A 19,596-nucleotide genomic window follows, 5' to 3' on the forward strand; every position below is an offset into this window, starting at 1 on the left:
AGGCCGGGGTGGCGGCGGGTCAGGCGGCCTTTTTGCCTTGCTTTTTCTGGATGGGCTTCTTCGGGGCCGGCTTCTGCTGTGCGGGCTGCTGCTGCGCGGGCTGCTCAGAAAGGGGCGGCTCTGCAACGGGCTGCTGCTGGGATCGCGTCCCGGCCGCCTCGGCCGGAACATGCGCTTCCGCCCGCTGGCTGCCGACCAGGATGGCCTCCGTGCTGGCGGTTGAAGCTGCCGGACTTGTTTCGGCCGCGGCGTTTTCGGCCACAGCACTTTCGGCGGCGGCGCGGTTGCGGCGCCAGCGTCGGTAAAGGTCGACGGCGGCCATCAGGCCCGCGATCGGGGTGAGGACGGCGGCCATATAAACGAACAACATCCAGGTGAGGGTGGTCAGCGGCGGCTGGTTGTTGTGGAGGAGGGACAGCCCGCCCAGCATTCCCACGGCCCAAAAAAGGATCACCGCCGTCAGGACGGCGCCGGCGGGAAAATACTGGTTGCTCACGATCTTTTTCAGGGTTTCCATGCACTTCCTCCTGCCTGGCGCAAAATGGCCGAACACCGGCGGCTGCCGAAAGTGGCCGCATCAACACCAGTATGAAGCCGGTTATCACGAAAACTCCGCAAGACGCCACCGTGAGTGATGAAGCTAACTGAACGCGCCGCCGTCGTACATTTTTCGGCGCGTCTTCCGCCCGTCCGGACGCCCCGTTACGGTTGGTTTTGTCCACTCGATTTCTGGAGGTTTTTGAATGCGCAAAGTGACCGCAGGCCTGTTCCATTCCGTTGACGGCGTGGTGTCCGACCCCTACAAGTTCCAGTTCGACAGCTTCGACGACGAACTGGGCGAAGGCCTCACCAAGATGATGGAAACAGTGGACACCGTGGTGCTGGGGCGCGTGAGCTACCAGGAGTGGGCAGGCTACTGGCCGAACGCGTCCGTGGACGAAGACTTCGCGGCCTTCATCAACCCCGTGGAAAAGTATGTGGCCTCCCGGACGCTCGCCGAGCCGCTGGACTGGCAGAACTCGCGCCTGATGGACGCCCCGCTGGAGGAGTTCGTGGCGAAGCTGAAGGAGCGCGACGGCGGCGAGATCGCCGTGTGCGGCAGCATCTCCGTGACCCGGCAGCTGCTGTTCGCCGGGCTCCTGGACGAACTCACCCTGATGACCCACCCCGTGGTGGCCGGAAACGGGCGCCGCCTGTTCGAGGACGGCGACCCGACCACCCGGCTGGTGCTTCAGGATCAGCGGAGCACCAGCAAGGGCAACGTCATCAGCACCTACAGTCGGCTCGAGGGTTAGGAGCGGAAAGCGTCCTGCAGACCGTCAGTGGCTGGTGGTACCGCGGCGTGATTCCAGGACCGGCCGGATCCAGCGGTCAGCCGCCAGTCCAGTCGCCAGCGAGTACAGCGCCTTGTGCGTCACGTCCACCACCTGTTCCTTCCGCGGCCAGGTGGAGGGCGGGGCGCCGGCGCCGGTCGCATTTTCAAGCGTCTGGTCGAACGCGAGCCGGACAACGGTGTGCTTGGTGTTCGCCAGCGGCCCGCGGATGCCGGTCACTGCCCAGATCCCCCGCACGGAACCGAGCAATGCGCCGGTCCCCCAGTGCATCACGTGGTTCCAGACCAGGGGCTTCTGCGCATCGTCCGGGCGCTGCCCAAGGAGCGTGAGGAGCGTGCGTGCCGGGATGTACGAGTTGGGCCGCTTGGTCAGGACCTGTTCAACTTTCTCCCCCGCTGTCATCACGGCCACACCGGCGAGGCCACACATGGCACCTCGAGCGGCAGCCGCCAGCAGCACTTGTCCACGGGATCCGGCCATGGTTCCTCCAGTTTGTTCCGGGAGCGGTGACAGAAGCACAGGTACCCCTGCCCTCCTTCGCCAAACAGCTAACCGGGATGTGGAGGTGCCGCCCGTGGCAGGGGCTCTTCGACCCGCCTACCGGGCCGGGGAAAGAACGCGTTCGACGGCGGCGATATCACCGGGCGTTGTCCGGCAGCAGCCGCCGATGATGCGGGCACCAAAGGCCTGCCAGATTTTGGTTCCTTCAGAAAGGTCGGCCGGGTTCCCCTCCCCGGCGGTGCTCCGGGATGGTGTGGCGGGGCTCCAGGTCTTGGTACCGGCATCGTAGGTTTCGCCGGAGTTCGGGTAGGCGACCAGGGGTTTGTCGGTTGCCCCGCGCAGCGCTGTGAGCGCGGGGGTGACCAGGTGGAGCGGCACGCAGTTCACGCCGACCGCCGCAACCTGCGGCTGCCCGTCCAAAAGTTCAGCCACGGCCGCCAGGGGCGTTCCGTCGCTGATGTGTGCGCCATCCCGCAGCGAGAAGGAGAACCAGGATTCGACGTCGTATTCCTGCGTGAGTGCCAGCAGCGCCTTGGCCTCGGCATAGGAGGGGAGCGTTTCACAGGCGAGGAAGTCCGCACCGGCTTCCACGAGCGCCGCGATCCGGGGGCGGTGGAATTTTCTGAACTCGTCCGGCGTCAGGACGTAGTCGCCGCGGTACTCGGAGCCGTCCGCCAGGTACGCGCCGTAGGGGCCAACAGATCCGGCCACCAGCAAGGGTCCGGCATCAGGGTTGGCCGACAGGTGTTCGCGACGGGCCTCATTGGCCAGCCGTACGGACAACGCCACGAGCTCCAGTGACTCCTGCTCTCCCATCCCCCGCTGGGCAAACCCTTGGGGCGTGGCCTGGTAGCTGGCGGTGGTGGCAATCCTGGCGCCGGCCGCGAAGTAGTCGCGGTGGACGTCCTGGATCAGGTGGGGCTGTTCGAGCAGGACCTTCGCTGACCACAGGGGATCGTCCAAATTGCAGCCGCGAGACTCAAGTTCGGTCGCCAAGGCGCCATCGGCGGGAACGTGCTCCCCGGAGTGCAGCAAGGACGACAGCGGCGCGGTTGAAAGCATAGTAGTCATAATACGCATTTTCATATGCTTGTAATGATTATTTCTTTCTGTCACGATGGCAGGCAACCGTCAGCCCGGCGGGAGGAAAGAGGACAGGTTCTTGGACGTTCAACTGCATCCCGTACGCAAGCTGCGCGTGCACTGGCCCATCAGCGGCACCACCTTTGCGCAGCTGGCCAAGGGGAAAGCGAGTGCCTTCCGCGATGATCCGGGCATCGCCCATCTGCTCCAGGCCCTGACGCAGTTCCGGGAGCTGGGCGATTTCGGCAACTACAAGCACGTGTTTGAGTCGGGCCTTGGCTTCGAGGGCTTCACCACAGCGGAGGGCGCCAACCCCACCCTGGGGCGCGTCGGCGAGCAGACTTTGTCGCCCACCTTCGTTTTCACCACGTACTTCGACGCATCCCTGGAGGACTCCGCCGTCGAGCGCTTTATGCGGCAGATCGTTGATATCCACCCGTGGGAGGTACCGGTGATTGAACTGACCGGACCCATCAGCGTCTCCAGCACGGCACTGGCACCGGCCACGGAAGGAAGTGCAGCATCATGACGGATTCCACCCTCACCACCTCACTGTGGGAAGGCCTGCAGTCCGTCCTCGAGGGCAGGCAGTTCATCGACCTGACGCATGCTTTCCACCCGGGCCAGCCGCATTTCGCCGCCTTCCCCGATGAAGAACGGGAAGCCCTCTTCGACATGGAGCGGGGCGACGGGTTCACCGCCCACCGCTATTCGATTGTGGGCCAGTGGGGAACCCACGTGGACCCGCCGTCCCATTTCATCCGCGGCGGCCGGACGCTCGACGAGATCCCGGTGAATGAGATGATCCTTCCGCTGGTGGTCCTGGACATCACCTCCAAGGTGGCGGGCGACCCGGATGCCACCCCTACCTTGGAGGACGTGCGGGACTGGGAAAGCCGGAACGGGGCCATCCCGGAGGGCAGCTTCGTGGCGTTGCGCACCGGCTGGAGCCACCGCTGGCCGGACGCCGACGCCATGGCGAACCGGGATAAGGACGGGTTGAGCCACACCCCCGGCTGGTCCCTTGAGGTGCTGTCCTTCCTGATCAACAAGCGGTCCGTTGCGGCGGTAGGCCACGAGCAGACCGACACGGACCCGGGCCTCGCCACCTCCCGCCAGGACTTCAGCCTGGAAACCTACGTCCTGGAACAGGACCGCTGGCAGATTGAACTGCTGGCCAACCTGGACGGGCTGCCGGAAGCGGGCGCGGCCGTCGTCGCCAGCTGGCCCAAGCCGCAGGCTGGCAGCGGCTTTCCGGCGCGGGTGTTTGCCATCTGCTGAAACCCGGTTGCCGGCCTTCCCGTTTCCGCTCCGCCGAAGCCGCGTCACCGCGCCTAGCGCCGCTGGTCCACGTCATCGCGCCGAAGTCGCCGGAACAGATCGAGGTCGCCGGAATGTTCCGGCGACCTGGCGGCATTCCGGCGATTCCGGTGATCCAGCGGATGGCTGGACCCGGAAAGTCGCTCCACTAGACTCAACTCCATGTCAAAAACCTCCAGCATGGGCCGCGGAATCATGGCTGTGCTGGCTGTTGGTTCCCGCCATGGGGCCGGACATGCCGGCGGAACGGTGGCCGACATCGCCGCCGGCCTGGGCAAGGACCGCAGCCAGGTGTCGCGTTATCTGCGGGGCGCGGAGCAGGAAGGGTTTCTCACCCGCATCAACCAGCGCACGTACAGCCTGGACTGGTCCGTCCTCACCGATGCGCAACTGCTCACCGAGCGCCGTTTACAGTCCGACGGCGGCATGGCCCTGGACACGCTTGCGCGCCAAACCGATGAGGCCTGCTTCCTCGGGGTGCTCCACGCAGACAGCACCGTGACCATCGGTGAAAGCGTCCCGACCAGCAGCAACCTGGTGGGCTCCTGGTTGGGCAGGCCCTACCCCGCCTACTGCAGCGACGCCGGGCAGGCGGTCCTGTGGGAGGCGGCGGAGGCAGAGGTGCGCACCGTCTTCGCGGATGTCGCCTTCGTGCAGCACGGCCCGAACACGCCCGTCGACGTGGACGACTTCCTGGCGCGGCGCGAGGCAGCCCGCGAGCGGGGTTACTCAATCGTGGATGAAGAGGCCGAACCGGGCCTCTACTCGCTGGCCGTCCCCGTCCGGGACTTCAAGGGCGATGTGGTGGCGGCCCTGCAGATCGTGGGCATCAAGGACCGGCTGGAGCCGCGCCGGGAGGAATGCGCGGCCGCGCTGGTGGCGCAGGGTGAGTGGTTGGAACAAAGGCTCGGATACCAGCCGCAGGATTAAGCCCGATAGGCTCCGAGCCTGTCCGCAGCCTGGTGAACAGCTGCCGCGGCAGCTTCGCCGCGCCCGATCTCGGCCCGGCTTCCCAGCACGCTGAGCGAGGCCAGGATGGCGCCGTCGGCGTCCCTGACGGGCACGGCGAGTTCCACTACCTCGTGCTCAAATTCTTCGGCGGCCGCAATGAACCCGCCGGCACGGTCCCGGACCATCAGGTCCCAGACTTCGCTGGTGGAGTGGGCAGCGCCCGGCCCGCCGATGCCGATGTAGTTCACGTCGGCCAGCAGGGACTCGAGGGCTGGACGGTCAAAGTCCCACAGCAGCGCCCGCCCGGCACCCGTGCACCAGGCCGGGGTCACCATGCCCGGCTTCACAAAGCTTCCGGGAACGGCGTCGTTGCTGGAACTGCGCACCAGGATAACGCGGTATCCGTCGCGGACGGAGAGCCGTGCGCGGAGACCCAGGGCGGCCACCAGCGCCTCAAGTTCTGTCTTTGCTTCCCGGACCCAGCCCGTGTTCAATGACGCGGCGAGGCTGAAAAAGCGCTGCCCGGTCCGGAAGGGGCCGCGGTCCACGCGCTCCAGCAGCCCGAGATCGCACAGTTCCTGGGTCAGCCGGGAGACGCGGCTTTGTTCCATGTCCAGCTCTACGGCCAGCTGCGAAACGCCCAGCAGTTGGCGGCCCCGTTTCTCCCGGTCCACCACCAGCCGCACAATGCGGAGCCCCTGCGCCATCGACGACGCCTCAGCGGACGAATCCACGCTTATCTGTCCCTCCCGGCTGGAAACCTCCGCCCATTCTTCCACGCCACCCCTTCTCAAACGGCGAGGCGGAAAAGGCGTGGGAAAGTACGACGGCGACCGTCCGGTAAGGTGCGCAACGCACCTACCCGGCAGCCGCCGTCGTCCGCTTCCGCTACTTCGCAGGCAGTTAGTTGGCGGGCAGCGCCTTGCGGCCGTGCCGGAAGTGGAACCAGATGTAGCAGGCGGCCACAAAGGGGATGCCGAAGTAGAGCGCGGCGGCCTGGGTGGGGTCCAGGGCGATGCCAATCAGGGAGACGACGCAGAGCGAGAACGCCAGGATGGGCACCAGCGGGAACAGCGGGGCCTTGTAGGCCAGGGCGGAGACGTCGCCGCCGTTACGGGCGAAGGCGCGGCGGTGGAAGAAATGCGATGCGGTGATGGACATCCACACGCCCACCACGGCGAAGCCGGCCACGGAAACCAGGACCAGGTACACCGTTTCCGGGACAACCACGCTGCTGATCAGGGAGGCGAGGCCGCCCACCATGCTCACCGAGAGCGCGATCAGCGGGATGCCGCGGCGGGTCAGCTTTTTGAAGGCGCGGGGTGCATGGCCTTCATCGGCGAGCGAGTAGAGCATGCGGGCGCAGGAGAAGAGGCCGCTGTTGCCGGCGGAGAGGAGGGCGGTGATGATGACGAAGTTCATGATGTCGGCGGCGAACGGGAGGCCGATGGCGGAGAAGACCGTCACGAACGGGCTCTCGTCCAGGCCCACCTCGCTGTACGGGATGGTGGCGGCGATGACCGCGATGGCGCCGACGAAGAAGATGAGCAGCCGGATCACGGTGGTGCGCATGGCCTTGGGGATGCTGGTGGCCGGGTCCTTGGTCTCGCCTGCCGCGACGCCGATGAGTTCGGAGCCGGAGAAGGCGTAGAAGACGGCGAGGACGGTGACCAGGACGCCTGTGAAGCCGTTGGGGAACAGGCCGGCCTCGGTGGCGAAGTTTTCGAACAGGAACGGGTGGCTTTCGCCGCCGCTGAGCGGGCGGAAGCCGAACAGCGCCGCGCCGCCCAGGACGATGAGCCCGATGATCGCGGCGACCTTCACGATGGCGAACCAGAACTCGGACTCGCCGAAGAACTTGGAGGACACGGCGTTGAAGCCGAAGAGCAATGCAGCAAAAATGAGGCACCAGACCCAGACCTCCACGTCCGGGAACCAGCGCTGCATGAGCAGGCCGGAGGCGGTGAATTCGGAACCGATGGCCACCGCCCAGCAGAGCCAGTACAGCCAGGCGGTGGCGAAGCCGGTGGCGGGGCCGATGGAGCGCGCGGCGTAGATGTGGAACGCGCCGGACACCGGGTAGGCGATGGCGAGTTCACCCAGGCAGGCCATCACCAGGTACACCACGAAGGCGCCCACCAGGTAGGCGATCACGGCGCCGAGCGGGCCGGCCTGGGAGATGGTGTAGCCGGAGCTGAGGAACAACCCGGAGCCGATGACGCCGCCCATGGCAATCATGACCAGGTGGCGCGGCCCCATGGACCGGCGGAGCCCTGATTCTGCCTGTTGTTGCGTTGCCGGTTGTGATCCGGCGGACTGCTCATCCAGCGTGAGCGGTGCTGAGGGTTCCACGGGCTTCTCCAAGGTGGGGGTCGGTGCGATGGGGCGCGCGCAGTCCTTTGGTTCCGCCCCCGGGAAACGAAGAAGTGCACGTCGACAGTGCTGAAAGTAGCATGCCTGCCGAATTTTCAGTCACTAAAGACATAAAGGCATGCTTATGTTGCACGCTATGACGTTCGGTGACCCACACATGCTGAAGTACGACGGCGCCACCTGCCCATCGGGTGGAGGCGGGCGACGCCGTCGTGCGTCCCTCCCGGCAGCTCAGCCGCGAACGCGCTCCACGGCAGCGGCGCTGGCTTCCTGCCCGCTGGCCCGAAGTCCCTGGACCACCCCTGCGGCGTCCGCGGCGGAGCGGTTCTGGCTGAGCTTTTCCTTGGCCTCGATCCGTGTGATCAGCAGCTCGACGCCCACAATGGCGCGCAGTTGCCCGGTGATGAACCGCTCGGGGGCGTCGTCAACGGCCCAGGGCTGCTCCCGGCCGCCCTCGTGCATCCCCGTCAGGCGGCGGACGTGCCGTCCCAGCCAGTCGGCGTCGTCATGGATGATCAATTCGCCGTAGACGTGCGCGGTTGAGTAGTTCCAGGTGGGCACCACGCGCCCGTGCTCGGCTTTGGAAGGGTACCAGGACGGCGAGATGTAGGCGTCCGGACCCTCGATGATGGCGAGCGCTTCACGGTGGGGCAGGGCGGAAAACTGTGGGTTGTTCCGTGCGGCGTGGGCGTGCAGTGCCCCACGCTCCCCCACTGTGGGCTCGTAGACGAAGGGGAGCAGGGTGGCCAGCAGGCCCTGGTCCGTCATGGTGACCAGGTTGGCGGCGCCGGGACTTGTGAGGAGATGGCGGACGGCGTCGGCGTCTGCTGCGAAGTGGGCGGGAATGTACATGGTGTGGTCCTTTCGGGTTACGCGATGGGGGCGGGCCGGCTGAGCCGGACACGGACCGCGGCGCCGGCGCACGCGATCACGGCCAGGCCGCCGATGATCGTGGTCCAGGTCAGCGCCTCGCCCAGCAGGAGCGCGGCCCAGCAGATGCTGAGCACGGGCTGGAGGAGCTGGATCTGGCTGACCTGCGCGATGGGTCCGATGGCGAGTCCGCGGTACCAGGCGAAGAAGCCGAGGAACATGCTGACCACGGCGAGGTAGGCGAAGGCGGCCCATTCGGCCGGAGTGGCTGACGGCGGCTGGGCTGCAAACGAGATAACGGCGAGGACCAGCATCAGCGGCAGGGCGAGGACGAGCGCCCAGGCAATGGTCTGCCACGACCCGACTTCCCTCGCCAGCAGGCCGCCCTCGGCGTACCCGACGGCGGCGCAAATGACAGCACCCAGCAGCAACAGGTCGGCCCAGTGCAGATGCCCGAACCCGCCGGACTGCAGGAAAGCGAAGCTGATGGCGGCCAGTGAGCCAAGCACCATGACTGCCCAGAAGGCTGCGGGCGGACGTTCACGGGTGCGGAGCACAGCGGCCGTCGCCGTCGCGGCGGGCAGGAGGGCGATGACCACGGCGCCATGCCCGGCGGGAACAGCGGTGAGGGCATACGAAGTGAGTAGCGGAAAGCCGACGACGACGCCACCGGCCACGAGGGACAGCCTCGCCCAGGTGCGGGCGGAGGGGAGTCGCTGCTTGGCCAGCAGGAGGGCTGCGGCGGCGAGGGTCGCCGCGATGACGGCCCGGCCGGAGCCGATGAACAGCGGAGACAGGCCGGCTACCGCCACACGGGTGAAGGGTACCGTGAATGAAAAGGCCACCACGCCCAGGAGCCCCCACCAGATCCCGGTCGGGGTGCTTGGCAGTATCACTGGCCGTTCGGCAACAGTAGCGCTACTATGTTCTCTCATGAACAACGATAGCAGTTCCCGCATCGTTCTGGCACTAAGGAAGTGGATTTCTGCAGCTGCCCCTGGGGCGAAGCTGCCGTCCACGCGGTCATTGGTGGCCGAGTACCAGGCGAGCCCCGTGACGGTGCAGAAGGCGCTGCAGACGTTGACGGCTCAGGGACTGGTCGAGAGCCGGCCTGGAGTTGGGACGTTCGTGCGGGCCGTCCGGACTGCGCGGCCGGCCGATTACGGCTGGCAGACTGCGGCACTGGGCGCACCGCCGTCGGCCCTTCCCTCCCAGTCCGGCACCATGCGGGACGTTCCCAACAGCGTCATGCCGTTCCACTCCGGCTACCCGGACCGGGAACTGTTGCCGGAGCGCCTTGTCCGGGCGGCCCTGACCCGCGCAGCCCGGGGTGATGCTGCCCTGTCGCGGCCGCCGGCGGCCGGCATGCCGGAGCTGCAGCAGTGGTTTGCGCAGGAGCTGGGGTCCGCCACGCCGGCCGGGGTCTCTCCCCCGACGCCGAGCGATGTGATTGTGCTGCCAGGAAGCCAGAGTGGGCTCAGCTCGATTTTCCGGGCTCTGGTGGGTACGGGCCAGCCGCTGCTGATGGAGTCGCCCACATACTGGGGTGCGATTCTGGCGGCAGCGCAGACGGGAGTCAGGGTCGTTCCGGTGCCCAGCGGCCCTGATGGTCCTGATCCTGTGGCTTTGGACCGCGCCTTTGAGGAAACCGGCGCCCGGGCTTTTTACGCGCAGCCCAACTATGCCAATCCCACGGGAGCCCAGTGGGCGCCCGGGCGGGGCGAGGAGGTCCTGGAGGTGGTCCGCCGGCACGGGGCGTTCCTGGTGGAGGACGACTGGGCGCATGATTTTGGGATCACCTCCAACCCGGTGCCGGTGGCCACACGGGACGACTCCGGGCATGTCATCTACGTCCGTTCCCTGACGAAGAGCGTCTCCACGGCCATCCGCGTCGCGGCGGTGATAGCGCGCGGTCCCGCCCGCGAGCGCATCCTTGCCCACCGGGCAGCGGAGTCGATGTATGTGAGCGGGCTGCTACAGGCCGCCGCGCTGGACGTGGTGACGCAGCCCGGGTGGCAGACGCACCTGCGAAGCCTGCGGCAGCAGCTGCAGTCGCGGCGGGATCTGTTGGTCACCAGTGTGCGGGAGCACGTCCCGCAGGCGCATATTGAGCTGTTGCCGAAGGGCGGGCTGAACCTGTGGCTGCGGATGCCGGACGGGACGGACCTGCCGCGGCTGACGCGGGACTGTGAGGACGCCGGCGTGATGATTGCCGCGGGCACCGAATGGTTCCCGGCCGAGCCCGCCGGCCCGTTCGTCCGGCTCAACTACTCCGGCCCCAACCCCGGCGCGTACCCCGAAGGTGCACGGATTATCGGGGAGGCTTTAGCTCGGAACGGCAGCCGCTAGCCTTTGGGAAGTTTGCAAAAGTTTGACTCTTCCTCCACAGAGAGACCGGTGCTACGCTCGCCATGCAGTCGCAGCATTGCGGCAATACGTGGGGCACCAATGGATACGAGTCACGATAAATACCGGCAGCTCCATTCCTGGGAGGCAGGATCATCACCTAAGCCGATCACCCAGCGGAGATGGCCAAGAAGCGCCGTGTTTGCGGCCGTGACCGCCGCCGCCGTCCTGCTGACCTCATGCAGCAACCCTCCAAACACGAGCAGGGCTGTCCGAGAAGAAACCACTACCAACGCGGCAACTGCGACGCCCACTCCCACACCTATAGCTGGGACTGCTTGCGCTTCGCCTCAGAGTCAAGAAGAACTAGCCGGGCTCACATTTGTTTGCACCGCCGACGCAGCGGGAGCGTTGATCTGGCTTGAAGCCTCCGAGTCAGAGCGCTTTACGGCCAAGCTTGCGGAGGCCGCTGCAGCAAAGGCAGCAGCGGAGACGGAGGCCGCAGAAAAGGCAGCCGCCGATAAGGCCGCGGCGGAGAAAGCAGCCGCAGATGCCGCCGCTGCCGAAGCAGCCAGGGCAGAGGAAGAGAGGGCTGCAGCAGAAAAGGCTGCCGCTGAGAAAGCAGCTGCAGATGCCGCCGCTACTGAAGCAGCCAGGGCAGCAGAAGCCAAGGCTGCCCAAGAAGCCGCTGTGAAGGCAGCACCGCCAGCGCCGCAATACATTGCTCCCGCGGCTCCACCCGCTCCTTCAGGATGTGATCCGAACTACTCAGGCTGCGTTCCTATCGCTTCCGATGTGGACTGCGCCGGCGGAAGCGGCAACGGACCCGCCTACGTTCAGGGACCCGTGCGCGTTATCGGCGACGATATCTATGAGCTGGACGGCAAGGACAACGACGGCATTGGCTGCGAGTGACAGCTGCATTTAGGCAGCAGGCGTGACCAGCTCTTCGCTCTTCTCCCACAGGCCGCGGGCCAGCTCGGCGTCGTAGGCCTGCGGGTTGGCCTTGGCCAGGGCGCGTTTGGCGTAGTAGGCGCCGGAGATCCAGTCGGTGCCGGGGGTGCCGTTGATCAGCCAGAGCATGGTGTCGGCGCCCTGGTCCGGGGTCAGCATAAAGCGGTTCAGCAGCGTCTTGTACGCGTACCGGAACGGGCTCGTGGACTCTGCCGCGAAGTTGGTGCGGACCACGCCCGGGTGGAAGGCCGCCGTCGTAATTCCCTGCTCGCTGAAGCGGCGGTGCAGCTCGGACGTGAAGAGGATGTTGGCCAGCTTGCCCGTGCCGTAGGCGCGGTTGGTGGAGTAGCTGTGCTCGGAGTTGAGGTCGAACAGGTCCAGCTTGCCGATGCCGTTGGCGCCGCTGGCGGTGTTGATGACCTTGGCGTTGCTGGCGGTGAGGGTGTCCATCAGCAGCGTGGTGAGCAGGAACGGCGCCAGGTGGTTGATCTGGAACGTGGACTCGTTGCCGTCCACCGTGAGTCGGCGCTTGCCCATGATGCCGCCGGCGTTGTTGGCGAGGACATCGATGCGCGGATAGTCGGACGTCAGCTGCGCGGCGAGGGTGCGGACCTGGTCCAGTTCGGCGAAGTCGGCCACGAAGTAGTCCGCGTTGATGTCCTTGGCAACGGCGCGGGTCTTCTCGTCGGAACGGCCAACGACGACCACCTGCTCCCCCGCCTCGCTCAGCGTCCGCGCGGCTGCTGCGCCGATGCCGTCGCTGGCGCCGGTGATCACGATGGTGCGTTGGGTCAAGGGGTGTCCTTTGGTCGGTTCAATCCCGCTAGGGGTGACTCTGGCACAACGACGCCGGGCCGGCCGGCGTTCCCCGCCCCACATGCAAGTAGCGCCAAGTGCCGTTTTGGGGGGGGGCAAAACGGCACTTGGCGCTACCTGGTTGGGGGAAGGGAAGCTAGCCTGCGACCCCGGCCACCAGGAAGATCACTGCGGCGATGGCGAAGCCCATCACGCCGATCAGCGTTTCCATCACGGTCCAGGTCTTCAGCGTGGTCTTGACGTCCATGCCGAAGAAGCGGCCCACCAGCCAGAAGCCGGAGTCGTTGACGTGGGAGACCACCACGGAACCGGCTGCAACGGCGATGACCATGGCGGCAACCTGCATTCCGTTCAGCCCGGCTGCAGCGACAGCCGGGGCGATCAGGCCGGCGGTGGTGGTCAGTGCCACGGTTGCAGAACCCTGGGCGATCCGGAGGATGGAGGAGACCAGGAAGCCGGCCAGGATGAGCGGGATGCCCAGGTTGCCCAGAACGTCGGCCAGGGCCGCGCCGATACCGGAGGTGCGGAGCACACCACCGAACATGCCGCCGGCGCCGGTGATCAGGATGACGGAGCAGACCGGGCCCAGCGAGGACTCGAGCAGCTTCTCCAGTGCTCCGGCGTCCTTGCCGCGCTTGGCACCCAGGACGAACATGGCCACCAGCACGGCGATCAGCAGGGCCACCGGGGTCTCACCGATGGTGCGCAGGACCTGGAACCACTGCTGGTCCTTGGTGCCTTCCGCCAGCACGCCGGAGGAGGCCAGGGTGTTCAGACCGGTGTTGAGGAAGATCAGGACCAGCGGCAGGAGCAGCAGGCCAACGATAGTGCGGAAACGCGGCGGGTGGGCTTCGGCTTCTGCGGTGGCGTGGCCCAGGATTTCGGGCACGGGCAGGACCAGCTTCTTGCCGGTGTAGAGGCCGTAGAGGTAGGCGGTGACGTACCAGGTGGGGATGGCCACGAGGAGGCCGGCGATCATGACCAGGCCGACGTTGGCTTCGAAGAATGCGGAAGCGGAGACCGGGCCCGGGTGCGGCGGCAGGAAGATGTGCATCACGGAGAACGCGCCGGCAGCGGGCAGGCCGTAGCGGAGCACTCCCCCGCCCAGGCGGTGGGCGACGGCGAAGACGACGGGCAGCATAACCACCAAACCGGCGTCGAAGAAGATGGGGAAGCCGAAGATCAGCGAAGCGAGGCCCAGCGCGAACGGGGCGCGCTTTTCACCGAAGACGCCGATGAGGTAGTCGGCCAGCACCTTGGCGCCGCCGCTGGTTTCCACGATCCGGCCGAGCATCGCGCCCAGGCCCACCAGGAGTGCCACGGTGCCGAGAGTGGTACCGAAGCCGTTGATCAGCACCGGGACCACCTGGTTGGCGGGGATGCCGGTGGCGAAGGCGGTGGCCAGGCTGACCAGGATCAGGGCGAGCAGGGCGTGCACGCGCAGCTTGATGATGAGGAACAGCAGGACGACGATCGCGGCTGCGGCGATGAGCAGCAGGGGGCCTGCTCCCAGCGTCTGGGTCCATCCTTCGATGGTCATGGTTCTCCTTTGAAACAGAACTGTTGGTGGGGGAATTGAGGGAGGTTTAGGGGGTGCAGGGGGCCTGGCCGGTGGGAAGCTTCAAAGCCTCCACGACGGCGGCGACCAGCTCCTCCGGTGAGCGCGAGATGTCCAGGCGGAGGCTGCCGGCGTCGAGCTCTTCCTGGCTGAGCGCTTCGAGCGTGGCCAGCTGGCTGGGCAGCAGCGTGGGCGGCATGAAGTGGCCTTCGCGGCCCTGCATGCGCTGGCTGATCAGGTCAGCGCCGCCGTCGAGGTGGAGGAAGAGGACACGGCCTTCGGCTTCGGACAGGAGCTGGCGGTAGCTCTTCTTGAGCGCGGAGCAGGTGAGAACGGTACTGCAGCCGGCCTGGGCCTGGGCGGTCATCCAGTCGCGGATTTCCCGGAGCCAGGGCCAGCGGTCCTCATCCTGCAGGGGAATGCCTTGGGACATCTTGGCGATGTTGCTATCCGGGTGGAATTCGTCAGCCTCGGCGCAGGTCCAGCCCAGCTGCTTGGACAGGGCCGCCGCCAGGGTGGATTTGCCGGACCCGGCAACGCCCATGACCACAAGATGCGTGGGTGGATACTGCATGTTCATACCTCCGGAGAAGACGTCTTTGGCTTTCGAAGAAGCTCGCTGCGTGCCCGTGGTGAAGTGGGCTACGCCATAAGGTATCACCTTTCGACACCAAAGATACTATCTTTCGGTGTCACAAGTCATACCTTTTCTAATTTTCGCTATCCTATAAGGGCGCTGCGGCGCGGAGAGAGGCGGCGAAAACAATGTCGACGGCGACAGCAGGGGACGCGGACAACGCGTACGACGGCGGGGCCTCCCCCGCGATGCATGAACGCATTCTGGAGGCGGTTGGCATCGCCGTCGCGTCCGGAAGCCTCCCGCCAGGAAGCAGGCTGACCCTCGAGGGGCTGCAGCAGGAGTACGGAATTTCCCGCACCGTGGCACGGGACACCATGAAGGTCCTGGAATCGATGAACCTGGTCTATTCGCGCCGGCGGGTGGGCATCGTGGTGCAGGAGCCCGAGCAATGGAACGTCTTCGATCCCAAGCTGGTGCGCTGGCGCCTGGCGTCGGACCGGCGCGAGATCCAGTACAGCAGCCTGACGGAGCTGCGCATCGCCGTCGAACCCATCGCCGCGGCCGGGGCGGCGCGTAGGGCCAGCGCCGCCGAACGCGCACAACTGGTGGCCCTGGGAGCAGAGCTCCGACGGCTGGGCGAGGCCGGTGATCTTCAGGCCTTCCTGGCGGCGGACATCGAGTTCCACCAGCTACTGCTCCGGAGCTGCGGCAACGAGATGTTCCGGGCGCTGGAGGGCATGGTGGCCGAGGTGCTCACCAGCCGCACCCAGCAGGGGCTGATGCCGTTCAAGCCGCGGAACGAAGCACTGCAGGCGCATGAGGATGTGGCTGCGGCAGTGGCCCGCGGCGATACGGTGGTGGCCGAACGGGCCATGCACCACATCCTGGACGAGGTCCGGAACGCCATGGGGCTGGGTTAGCCCGGCTGAACTGTGGCTGAGCCTGTTGAAACCACGAACGGCGCTGAACCGCATGAACGGTGCTGCCCAGCGCCGCTTGTGCGGTTTGGGGCCGCTGATACCATTTGCCTTCGGCACACCCGGGTTAACAAAAGCAGGGCCTGCCCGGAGGCAGACCCTGCTTGAAGAAACCTAACGGTCCCGGAACTCTAGGAAATTAGAGAGCCTGGATGTTGGTTGCCTGGGGACCCTTGGGGCCCTGCTCGGTGTCGAAGGAAACCTTCTGGTTCTCTTCGAGGGAGCGGAAACCGTTGGAGTTGATCGCAGAGTAGTGTGCGAAAACGTCCTGTGAGGAGTCATCGGGGGAAATGAAGCCGAAGCCCTTTTCAGCGTTAAACCATTTGACGGTACCAGTAGCCATTATTTTTGTCCTTCGTGAAGGTGGAGGGAAAATCCCGACTTTCGGGCCCTCCGGCGTGGGGTGTTCAAAAACCGCTACTTCAGAAGAACGCGGACTTTCGACCGCGCGTACTGCCTGAACTACCAACTGCATAAACACAACAACAGGAACCACACTACAGGAGATTCCGCCGGCGTCGAGCCAACTGCGTCACAGGGCGCCCTCCCGGTCATCAGGGTTGTTGTCCCCATCGCCATATCCGCGGCAGCTGTGAAAGCATTCCTGTGGGCCGTTCAGGAGGCCCGTCATCAGAATTGGGGGCATGATGAACCGCCGAATGAACCGGCTGTGGCAGCACTTTCCGGCGACCCTCCTGGTGCTGGGGATGGCTGCCATGGCTGGCTGCACCGCGCCGGAGGGGCCCGCAACGGAGCCAAGCAGCGCCCCTCCTGTCACCGCGTCCGCCGCTCCCGTGGCCGAAAGCTTCCCTAAATATGACGCGGTGCGCGCGGGGATGGTGGCCGCCCTGGAAGAGAAGATGCCGGATATCAGCTGGACCGTGGACGAACCCGCCACTCTGGCCCGGGTGAAAGACGGCCGGTGCATGCTGTACCCGCAAACCATGAAAAGCAACGTGGACGTTGTGCAGCCGTCGAACCAGTTCGCCGACATCTTCTCCGCGGGCGACCCCGTTCTGGCGCAGCACGGCTTTCCCGCTTTCGACGGAACAGACACGGTAGCCGGCGGCTGGGTGGTGGCCCGCAGCACCGATGCGGCCGGCGCCACCCTGACCATTGAATCCAAGAGCCCTGCCTACCTTCGGATCAGCGTCCCGGTGGACTCCCCGGCCTGCGATCCAAACGAAATTCCCGCGGGCTGACGGGGAAGTTCTCCCCATCGCGGCATGCACCGCTGCACGAATAGCATGACTGTGGCTTGAAGCTCATCAAAGGGGGACTCACGGATGCCTGGATTCTACGGCGCCGATACTGAACAGCTGCGGGCACTGGCCAAAACAATGTCGCAGCATTCCGAGAAGATGACGGCGTTGTCCATGGAACTGGGCCAACTCCTGGCCCGGACTCGATGGGAAGGCCGTGATGCCACCGCCTTCCAGGCCGCCTGGGAATCGGAGCACCGGCCGCTGTTGAAGCGCGTTGCCGCGGATCTCCAGAGCCAGGCGGAGGACCTGAACAGGAACGCGGACCAGCAGGACCAAGCGAGTACCGGGGCAACGGGATCCGGCACCTCGGGAACACCGGACTCGAACCCGCCCGGAGATCCGGGGCCGCTGGATCCGGACCGCCCGGATGTGAATGTCCCCGGCGATGTCCGTGAAGACCCTGACGCCGGCGACCCTGAAGATATCCAGCAGGGCCAGATCGGCGACTGCTGGCTCCTGGCAGGAATCGGCTCGGTTGCCCAGATGCTGGAGCGGGAAGGCAAACTTGATGAGTTCCTCGCCGAACACCTGAAGCCTGTCGGAGATCCGCCCACGCACTGGGTGGTGACCCTGTACGAGGACGGCGAGCCCGTGGAGGTCACCGTCGAGGCCAAATCCACCGAGGGCGGCGTCCGGGGTGCGGACGGGCAGCCGAACTGGCTGTCCATTTACGAACGCGCAGCAGCGGAGCACCGGGGCGGTTCCTATGACGACATCGACGGCGGTTTCAGTCACGAGGCAATGGAGCTCATGATTGGAAGGTCCGCGGACAGGGACGGCGAGCTGGACCTGGATGAGATTGAGGACAGGCTTGGTGATGGCCAGGCCGTGTCCGTGGGGACCGAGGACACCAAGGATGACGACTTCGACTGGGCCTGGGAGTCCGATGAGGTCAACCGGACCGACGTTGTCCCCAACCACGCCTACGTCGTGGTCGACGTGAAAACCAACGACGACGGCGAGAAGGTCATCGTCCTGGCCAACCCGTGGGGCCCCTCCGGCGGCTACATGGGCGGCGACGAGGACCACAAGTCCGGGACGTTGGAACTGACCGAGGATGAGTACAAGGAAAACTTCGACTCCGTGTACTCCGTGGACACGAAGTAAGGATGGCCGTGGAACAGCTCGTCACAGTGAAACAGGGCATGCAGCCCAGGTTCGGCGATGTCCTGGTGGGGATCGTGAAGATCGGCGTGGCCGACGGCGCCCCGGCCATCCAGGTCTGGATCCGGACCGCGGAGCAGGAACGCAAGCAGGCGTTCCGCGAAGGCCAGTCCGTGGCCCTGCCCGGCGCCGGGACCCTGCGTTTTGATTCGATCAGCCCTGCCGGGGCCGGCACCGCAGCGTCGGCAGTCCTGGCGTACGACGCCGTCGTGTCAGCCTGACCTGCGGCAGGAGGCCCATGCCCCTGTACCCCGGCGGCGGTGCGGGCATATCCTGCAAACCAGACTGCCCAGCTGACGGGAGAAGAACCATGGAGATGCCCAAGGCGTCCGACGCCGACAAAGAACGCTTCCGCTCGATTGTCCCCGGCCATCCGGACGTGGTGGTGAAGCCGATGTTCGGCAACCTGGGCGCGTTCGTCAACGGCAACATGTTCGCCGGCCTCTTCGGATCCACCGTGGGCGTCAAGCTGTCCGAGGAGGACCGGGTGCTGCTGGAGTCCTCCGAGAGGACCCTGCCGTTCGGCCCTGCCGAGCGTCCCATGGCCGGCTACTCCGGCCTGCCTGAGATGTGGAATGAAGAGGGCGACGGCGACGACGCCCGGGCAAAGGCATGGGTCACCAAGGCCTATGAATACATTGCCACCCTCCCGCCCAAGGAGCCGAAGGCACCAAAGGCCAAAGCCGCCAAGACGAGCTCCGGTGGTTGAGTCCAGCTTCGGCGGTTGAGCCAGCCGAGCCCCGGTGGTTGAGCCTGTCGAACCCCCGACTGACCCTGCCGAGCTGAGTGCCCGCCGCGCCGGGACTAACGTAAGTCGGGCGTTTCGGTCCCTGTCGGCATTGCGGCCGCGACCGCTTCGACGGCGGAGCGCGGGCTTGTGAGGACAGGGACCGTGAGTCCGGTGACCAGGGCGGCAGCGGGTTCCATGCTTGCCTGAGCGAGAACGACGACGTCGCAGCGGCCTGCGAGCGCACGCGCCGCCCGGGCGATGCGCGAGTGGTAAACGTCCGCATCGCCGGCCAGGAAGGCGTCCCACGCACCCTCGACGATACTGACGTCAACGGAGATATCCGATCCTTCGTCTGCGGCTTCCTCGGCGAGGACGCGGGTTGTTGGCTCGACGGTGCTCGTCAGCGCCGCAAGGACACCGACCCGTGGGCCCAGACCCACGGCCCCGCGAAGCATCGGCCGATCAATACGGATCACCGTCATCCCGTCGCCCGACAGTTCCTCCGCCACCTCGCCGAGCGTGGAGCAGGTGCACAGGACCACCGCGCAGCCAGCCGCGCGGAGTTCCTCGAGATGGGCGGCGACGACAGCCCTAACGCTCCCCGCCGTCCCCTCCCGCCGCGCGAGCTCCAAAGCGTCGGGATCCACGCGGTGGACCGTGGCGGCGCTGGGCAGGTGTTCCCGGGCCAGGCCTTCGAACGTCACCACATGAACGTCCGCCGTGTGGAGGAAGCCAACCGTGCCGGCAGCATCGGAGCGTAGTTCGGTCATGGAG

23 protein-coding genes are annotated in these 19,596 nt (G+C 66.2%); 11 read left to right on the forward strand and 12 right to left on the reverse strand.

Going from position 1 to position 19,596, the window contains the following annotated elements; genetic code table 11:
• Window positions 1-19: 19 nt before the first annotated feature.
• Window positions 20-517, reverse strand: a complete 498-nt coding sequence (locus B5520_RS04260; RefSeq protein ID WP_079595782.1) for a hypothetical protein — start codon at window positions 515-517, stop codon at window positions 20-22.
• A 226-nt stretch (window positions 518-743) separates the two neighbouring features.
• Between B5520_RS04260 and B5520_RS04265 the strand changes: the two genes are divergently transcribed.
• Window positions 744-1,295 carry a dihydrofolate reductase family protein gene (locus B5520_RS04265; protein ID WP_079595783.1) on the forward strand — a complete coding sequence of 184 codons (552 nt, stop codon included), beginning with the start codon at window positions 744-746 and terminating at the stop codon, window positions 1,293-1,295.
• Between the two features lie 24 nt (window positions 1,296-1,319).
• On the opposite strand, the gene B5520_RS04270 is transcribed toward B5520_RS04265, so the two are convergent.
• The gene (locus tag B5520_RS04270; protein WP_079595784.1) at window positions 1,320-1,814 is read right to left on the reverse strand and encodes a hypothetical protein; all 495 of its coding nucleotides are present in this window, start codon (window positions 1,812-1,814) and stop codon (window positions 1,320-1,322) included.
• Between the two features lie 117 nt (window positions 1,815-1,931).
• Window positions 1,932-2,915 carry a homocysteine S-methyltransferase gene (gene mmuM, locus B5520_RS04275; RefSeq protein WP_104443433.1) on the reverse strand — a complete coding sequence of 328 codons (984 nt, stop codon included), beginning with the start codon at window positions 2,913-2,915 and terminating at the stop codon, window positions 1,932-1,934.
• A 37-nt stretch (window positions 2,916-2,952) separates the two neighbouring features.
• On the opposite strand from mmuM, the gene B5520_RS04280 reads away from it, so the two are divergent.
• The 3 genes from B5520_RS04280 (at window position 2,953) to B5520_RS04290 (ending at window position 5,168) form a co-directional block, all read left to right on the forward strand.
• Window positions 2,953-3,447, forward strand: a complete 495-nt coding sequence (locus B5520_RS04280) for a hypothetical protein (RefSeq protein WP_079595786.1) — start codon at window positions 2,953-2,955, stop codon at window positions 3,445-3,447.
• Window positions 3,444-4,199 carry a cyclase family protein gene (locus B5520_RS04285; RefSeq protein WP_079595787.1) on the forward strand — a complete coding sequence of 252 codons (756 nt, stop codon included), beginning with the start codon at window positions 3,444-3,446 and terminating at the stop codon, window positions 4,197-4,199. Before B5520_RS04280 ends, B5520_RS04285 begins: the two co-directional genes overlap by 4 nt.
• A 201-nt stretch (window positions 4,200-4,400) precedes the next feature.
• Complete coding sequence (locus B5520_RS04290) at window positions 4,401-5,168, forward strand: IclR family transcriptional regulator (protein WP_079595788.1); 768 nt, start codon at window positions 4,401-4,403, stop codon at window positions 5,166-5,168.
• Here B5520_RS04290 and B5520_RS04295 read toward each other — a convergent pair.
• The 4 genes from B5520_RS04295 to B5520_RS04310 form a co-directional block, all read right to left on the reverse strand.
• Window positions 5,165-5,923: an IclR family transcriptional regulator gene (locus B5520_RS04295; protein WP_079595900.1), complete on the reverse strand. Its 759-nt coding sequence runs from the start codon at window positions 5,921-5,923 to the stop codon at window positions 5,165-5,167. The genes B5520_RS04290 and B5520_RS04295 overlap by 4 nt on opposite strands.
• 169 nt (window positions 5,924-6,092) lie before the next feature.
• Window positions 6,093-7,541: an amino acid permease gene (locus B5520_RS04300; RefSeq protein ID WP_079595789.1), complete on the reverse strand. Its 1,449-nt coding sequence runs from the start codon at window positions 7,539-7,541 to the stop codon at window positions 6,093-6,095.
• A gap of 252 nt (window positions 7,542-7,793) precedes the next feature.
• The gene (locus B5520_RS04305; RefSeq protein ID WP_079595790.1) at window positions 7,794-8,414 is read right to left on the reverse strand and encodes an FMN-binding negative transcriptional regulator; all 621 of its coding nucleotides are present in this window, start codon (window positions 8,412-8,414) and stop codon (window positions 7,794-7,796) included.
• Window positions 8,415-8,431: 17 nt separating this feature from the next.
• The gene (locus B5520_RS04310; RefSeq protein WP_079595791.1) at window positions 8,432-9,367 is read right to left on the reverse strand and encodes a DMT family transporter; all 936 of its coding nucleotides are present in this window, start codon (window positions 9,365-9,367) and stop codon (window positions 8,432-8,434) included.
• Between B5520_RS04310 and B5520_RS04315 the strand changes: the two genes are divergently transcribed.
• Both B5520_RS04315 and B5520_RS23215 read left to right on the forward strand, forming a co-directional pair.
• A complete protein-coding gene (locus B5520_RS04315) occupies window positions 9,366-10,781 on the forward strand; it encodes an aminotransferase-like domain-containing protein (RefSeq protein ID WP_079595792.1) in 1,416 nt (471 codons plus the stop codon). The two genes, B5520_RS04310 and B5520_RS04315, sit on opposite strands and share 2 nt — an antisense overlap.
• Before the next feature lie 408 nt (window positions 10,782-11,189).
• The gene (locus tag B5520_RS23215) at window positions 11,190-11,693 is read left to right on the forward strand and encodes a hypothetical protein (RefSeq protein ID WP_368483715.1); all 504 of its coding nucleotides are present in this window, start codon (window positions 11,190-11,192) and stop codon (window positions 11,691-11,693) included.
• Window positions 11,694-11,702: 9 nt separating this feature from the next.
• On the opposite strand, the gene B5520_RS04325 is transcribed toward B5520_RS23215, so the two are convergent.
• The 3 genes from B5520_RS04325 to B5520_RS04335 form a co-directional block, all read right to left on the reverse strand.
• The gene (locus B5520_RS04325; protein WP_079595793.1) at window positions 11,703-12,527 is read right to left on the reverse strand and encodes an SDR family NAD(P)-dependent oxidoreductase; all 825 of its coding nucleotides are present in this window, start codon (window positions 12,525-12,527) and stop codon (window positions 11,703-11,705) included.
• Between the two features lie 157 nt (window positions 12,528-12,684).
• Entirely contained in the window at window positions 12,685-14,088 is a 1,404-nt protein-coding gene (locus tag B5520_RS04330; RefSeq protein WP_079595794.1) for a GntP family permease, read from the reverse strand.
• Window positions 14,089-14,134: 46 nt separating this feature from the next.
• A complete protein-coding gene (locus B5520_RS04335; RefSeq protein WP_079595902.1) occupies window positions 14,135-14,680 on the reverse strand; it encodes a gluconokinase in 546 nt (181 codons plus the stop codon).
• Between the two features lie 191 nt (window positions 14,681-14,871).
• On the opposite strand from B5520_RS04335, the gene B5520_RS04340 reads away from it, so the two are divergent.
• A complete protein-coding gene (locus B5520_RS04340) occupies window positions 14,872-15,606 on the forward strand; it encodes a FadR/GntR family transcriptional regulator (RefSeq protein WP_079595795.1) in 735 nt (244 codons plus the stop codon).
• 196 nt (window positions 15,607-15,802) lie between these two features.
• On the opposite strand, the gene B5520_RS04345 is transcribed toward B5520_RS04340, so the two are convergent.
• Window positions 15,803-16,006 carry a cold-shock protein gene (locus tag B5520_RS04345; protein WP_009372930.1) on the reverse strand — a complete coding sequence of 68 codons (204 nt, stop codon included), beginning with the start codon at window positions 16,004-16,006 and terminating at the stop codon, window positions 15,803-15,805.
• Between the two features lie 301 nt (window positions 16,007-16,307).
• Between B5520_RS04345 and B5520_RS04350 the strand changes: the two genes are divergently transcribed.
• From B5520_RS04350 to B5520_RS04365, 4 genes are all read left to right on the forward strand, one after another.
• Window positions 16,308-16,865 (forward strand): hypothetical protein, encoded by a 558-nt coding sequence (locus B5520_RS04350; RefSeq protein ID WP_104443420.1) that lies wholly within the window; start codon window positions 16,308-16,310, stop codon window positions 16,863-16,865.
• An 84-nt stretch (window positions 16,866-16,949) separates the two neighbouring features.
• On the forward strand, window positions 16,950-18,035 hold the full coding sequence (locus tag B5520_RS04355) for a C2 family cysteine protease (RefSeq protein ID WP_079595796.1): 1,086 nt from the start codon (window positions 16,950-16,952) through the stop codon (window positions 18,033-18,035).
• An 8-nt stretch (window positions 18,036-18,043) separates the two neighbouring features.
• Window positions 18,044-18,313, forward strand: coding sequence for a hypothetical protein (locus B5520_RS04360; protein WP_139386200.1), 270 nt, complete (start codon window positions 18,044-18,046; stop codon window positions 18,311-18,313).
• Window positions 18,314-18,402: 89 nt separating this feature from the next.
• Window positions 18,403-18,801: a TfoX/Sxy family protein gene (locus B5520_RS04365; protein WP_079595798.1), complete on the forward strand. Its 399-nt coding sequence runs from the start codon at window positions 18,403-18,405 to the stop codon at window positions 18,799-18,801.
• Window positions 18,802-18,896: 95 nt separating this feature from the next.
• On the opposite strand, the gene B5520_RS04370 is transcribed toward B5520_RS04365, so the two are convergent.
• A complete protein-coding gene (locus B5520_RS04370; protein ID WP_079595799.1) occupies window positions 18,897-19,592 on the reverse strand; it encodes an aspartate/glutamate racemase family protein in 696 nt (231 codons plus the stop codon).
• Window positions 19,593-19,596 lie beyond the last annotated feature (4 nt).

Source organism: Arthrobacter sp. P2b, assembly GCF_900168295.1.
GTDB lineage: Bacteria > Actinomycetota > Actinomycetes > Actinomycetales > Micrococcaceae > Arthrobacter.

Coding starts and splice junctions, on each gene's coding strand:
- B5520_RS04370 (WP_079595799.1), bottom strand. CDS start 19,592: ATGACCGAACTACGCTCCGATGCTGCCGGCACGGTTGGCTTCCTCCAC.
- B5520_RS04345 (WP_009372930.1), bottom strand. CDS start 16,006: ATGGCTACTGGTACCGTCAAATGGTTTAACGCTGAAAAGGGCTTCGGC.
- B5520_RS04260 (WP_079595782.1), bottom strand. CDS start 517: ATGGAAACCCTGAAAAAGATCGTGAGCAACCAGTATTTTCCCGCCGGC.
- B5520_RS04285 (WP_079595787.1), top strand. CDS start 3,444: ATGACGGATTCCACCCTCACCACCTCACTGTGGGAAGGCCTGCAGTCC.
- B5520_RS04355 (WP_079595796.1), top strand. CDS start 16,950: ATGCCTGGATTCTACGGCGCCGATACTGAACAGCTGCGGGCACTGGCC.
- B5520_RS04305 (WP_079595790.1), bottom strand. CDS start 8,414: ATGTACATTCCCGCCCACTTCGCAGCAGACGCCGACGCCGTCCGCCAT.
- B5520_RS04340 (WP_079595795.1), top strand. CDS start 14,872: ATGTCGACGGCGACAGCAGGGGACGCGGACAACGCGTACGACGGCGGG.
- mmuM (WP_104443433.1), bottom strand. CDS start 2,915: ATGCGTATTATGACTACTATGCTTTCAACCGCGCCGCTGTCGTCCTTG.
- B5520_RS04280 (WP_079595786.1), top strand. CDS start 2,953: ATGGCAGGCAACCGTCAGCCCGGCGGGAGGAAAGAGGACAGGTTCTTG.
- B5520_RS04335 (WP_079595902.1), bottom strand. CDS start 14,680: ATGCAGTATCCACCCACGCATCTTGTGGTCATGGGCGTTGCCGGGTCC.
- B5520_RS04310 (WP_079595791.1), bottom strand. CDS start 9,367: ATGAGAGAACATAGTAGCGCTACTGTTGCCGAACGGCCAGTGATACTG.
- B5520_RS04270 (WP_079595784.1), bottom strand. CDS start 1,814: ATGGCCGGATCCCGTGGACAAGTGCTGCTGGCGGCTGCCGCTCGAGGT.
- B5520_RS04315 (WP_079595792.1), top strand. CDS start 9,366: ATGAACAACGATAGCAGTTCCCGCATCGTTCTGGCACTAAGGAAGTGG.
- B5520_RS04330 (WP_079595794.1), bottom strand. CDS start 14,088: ATGACCATCGAAGGATGGACCCAGACGCTGGGAGCAGGCCCCCTGCTG.
- B5520_RS04265 (WP_079595783.1), top strand. CDS start 744: ATGCGCAAAGTGACCGCAGGCCTGTTCCATTCCGTTGACGGCGTGGTG.
- B5520_RS04290 (WP_079595788.1), top strand. CDS start 4,401: ATGTCAAAAACCTCCAGCATGGGCCGCGGAATCATGGCTGTGCTGGCT.
- B5520_RS04350 (WP_104443420.1), top strand. CDS start 16,308: ATGATGAACCGCCGAATGAACCGGCTGTGGCAGCACTTTCCGGCGACC.
- B5520_RS04365 (WP_079595798.1), top strand. CDS start 18,403: ATGGAGATGCCCAAGGCGTCCGACGCCGACAAAGAACGCTTCCGCTCG.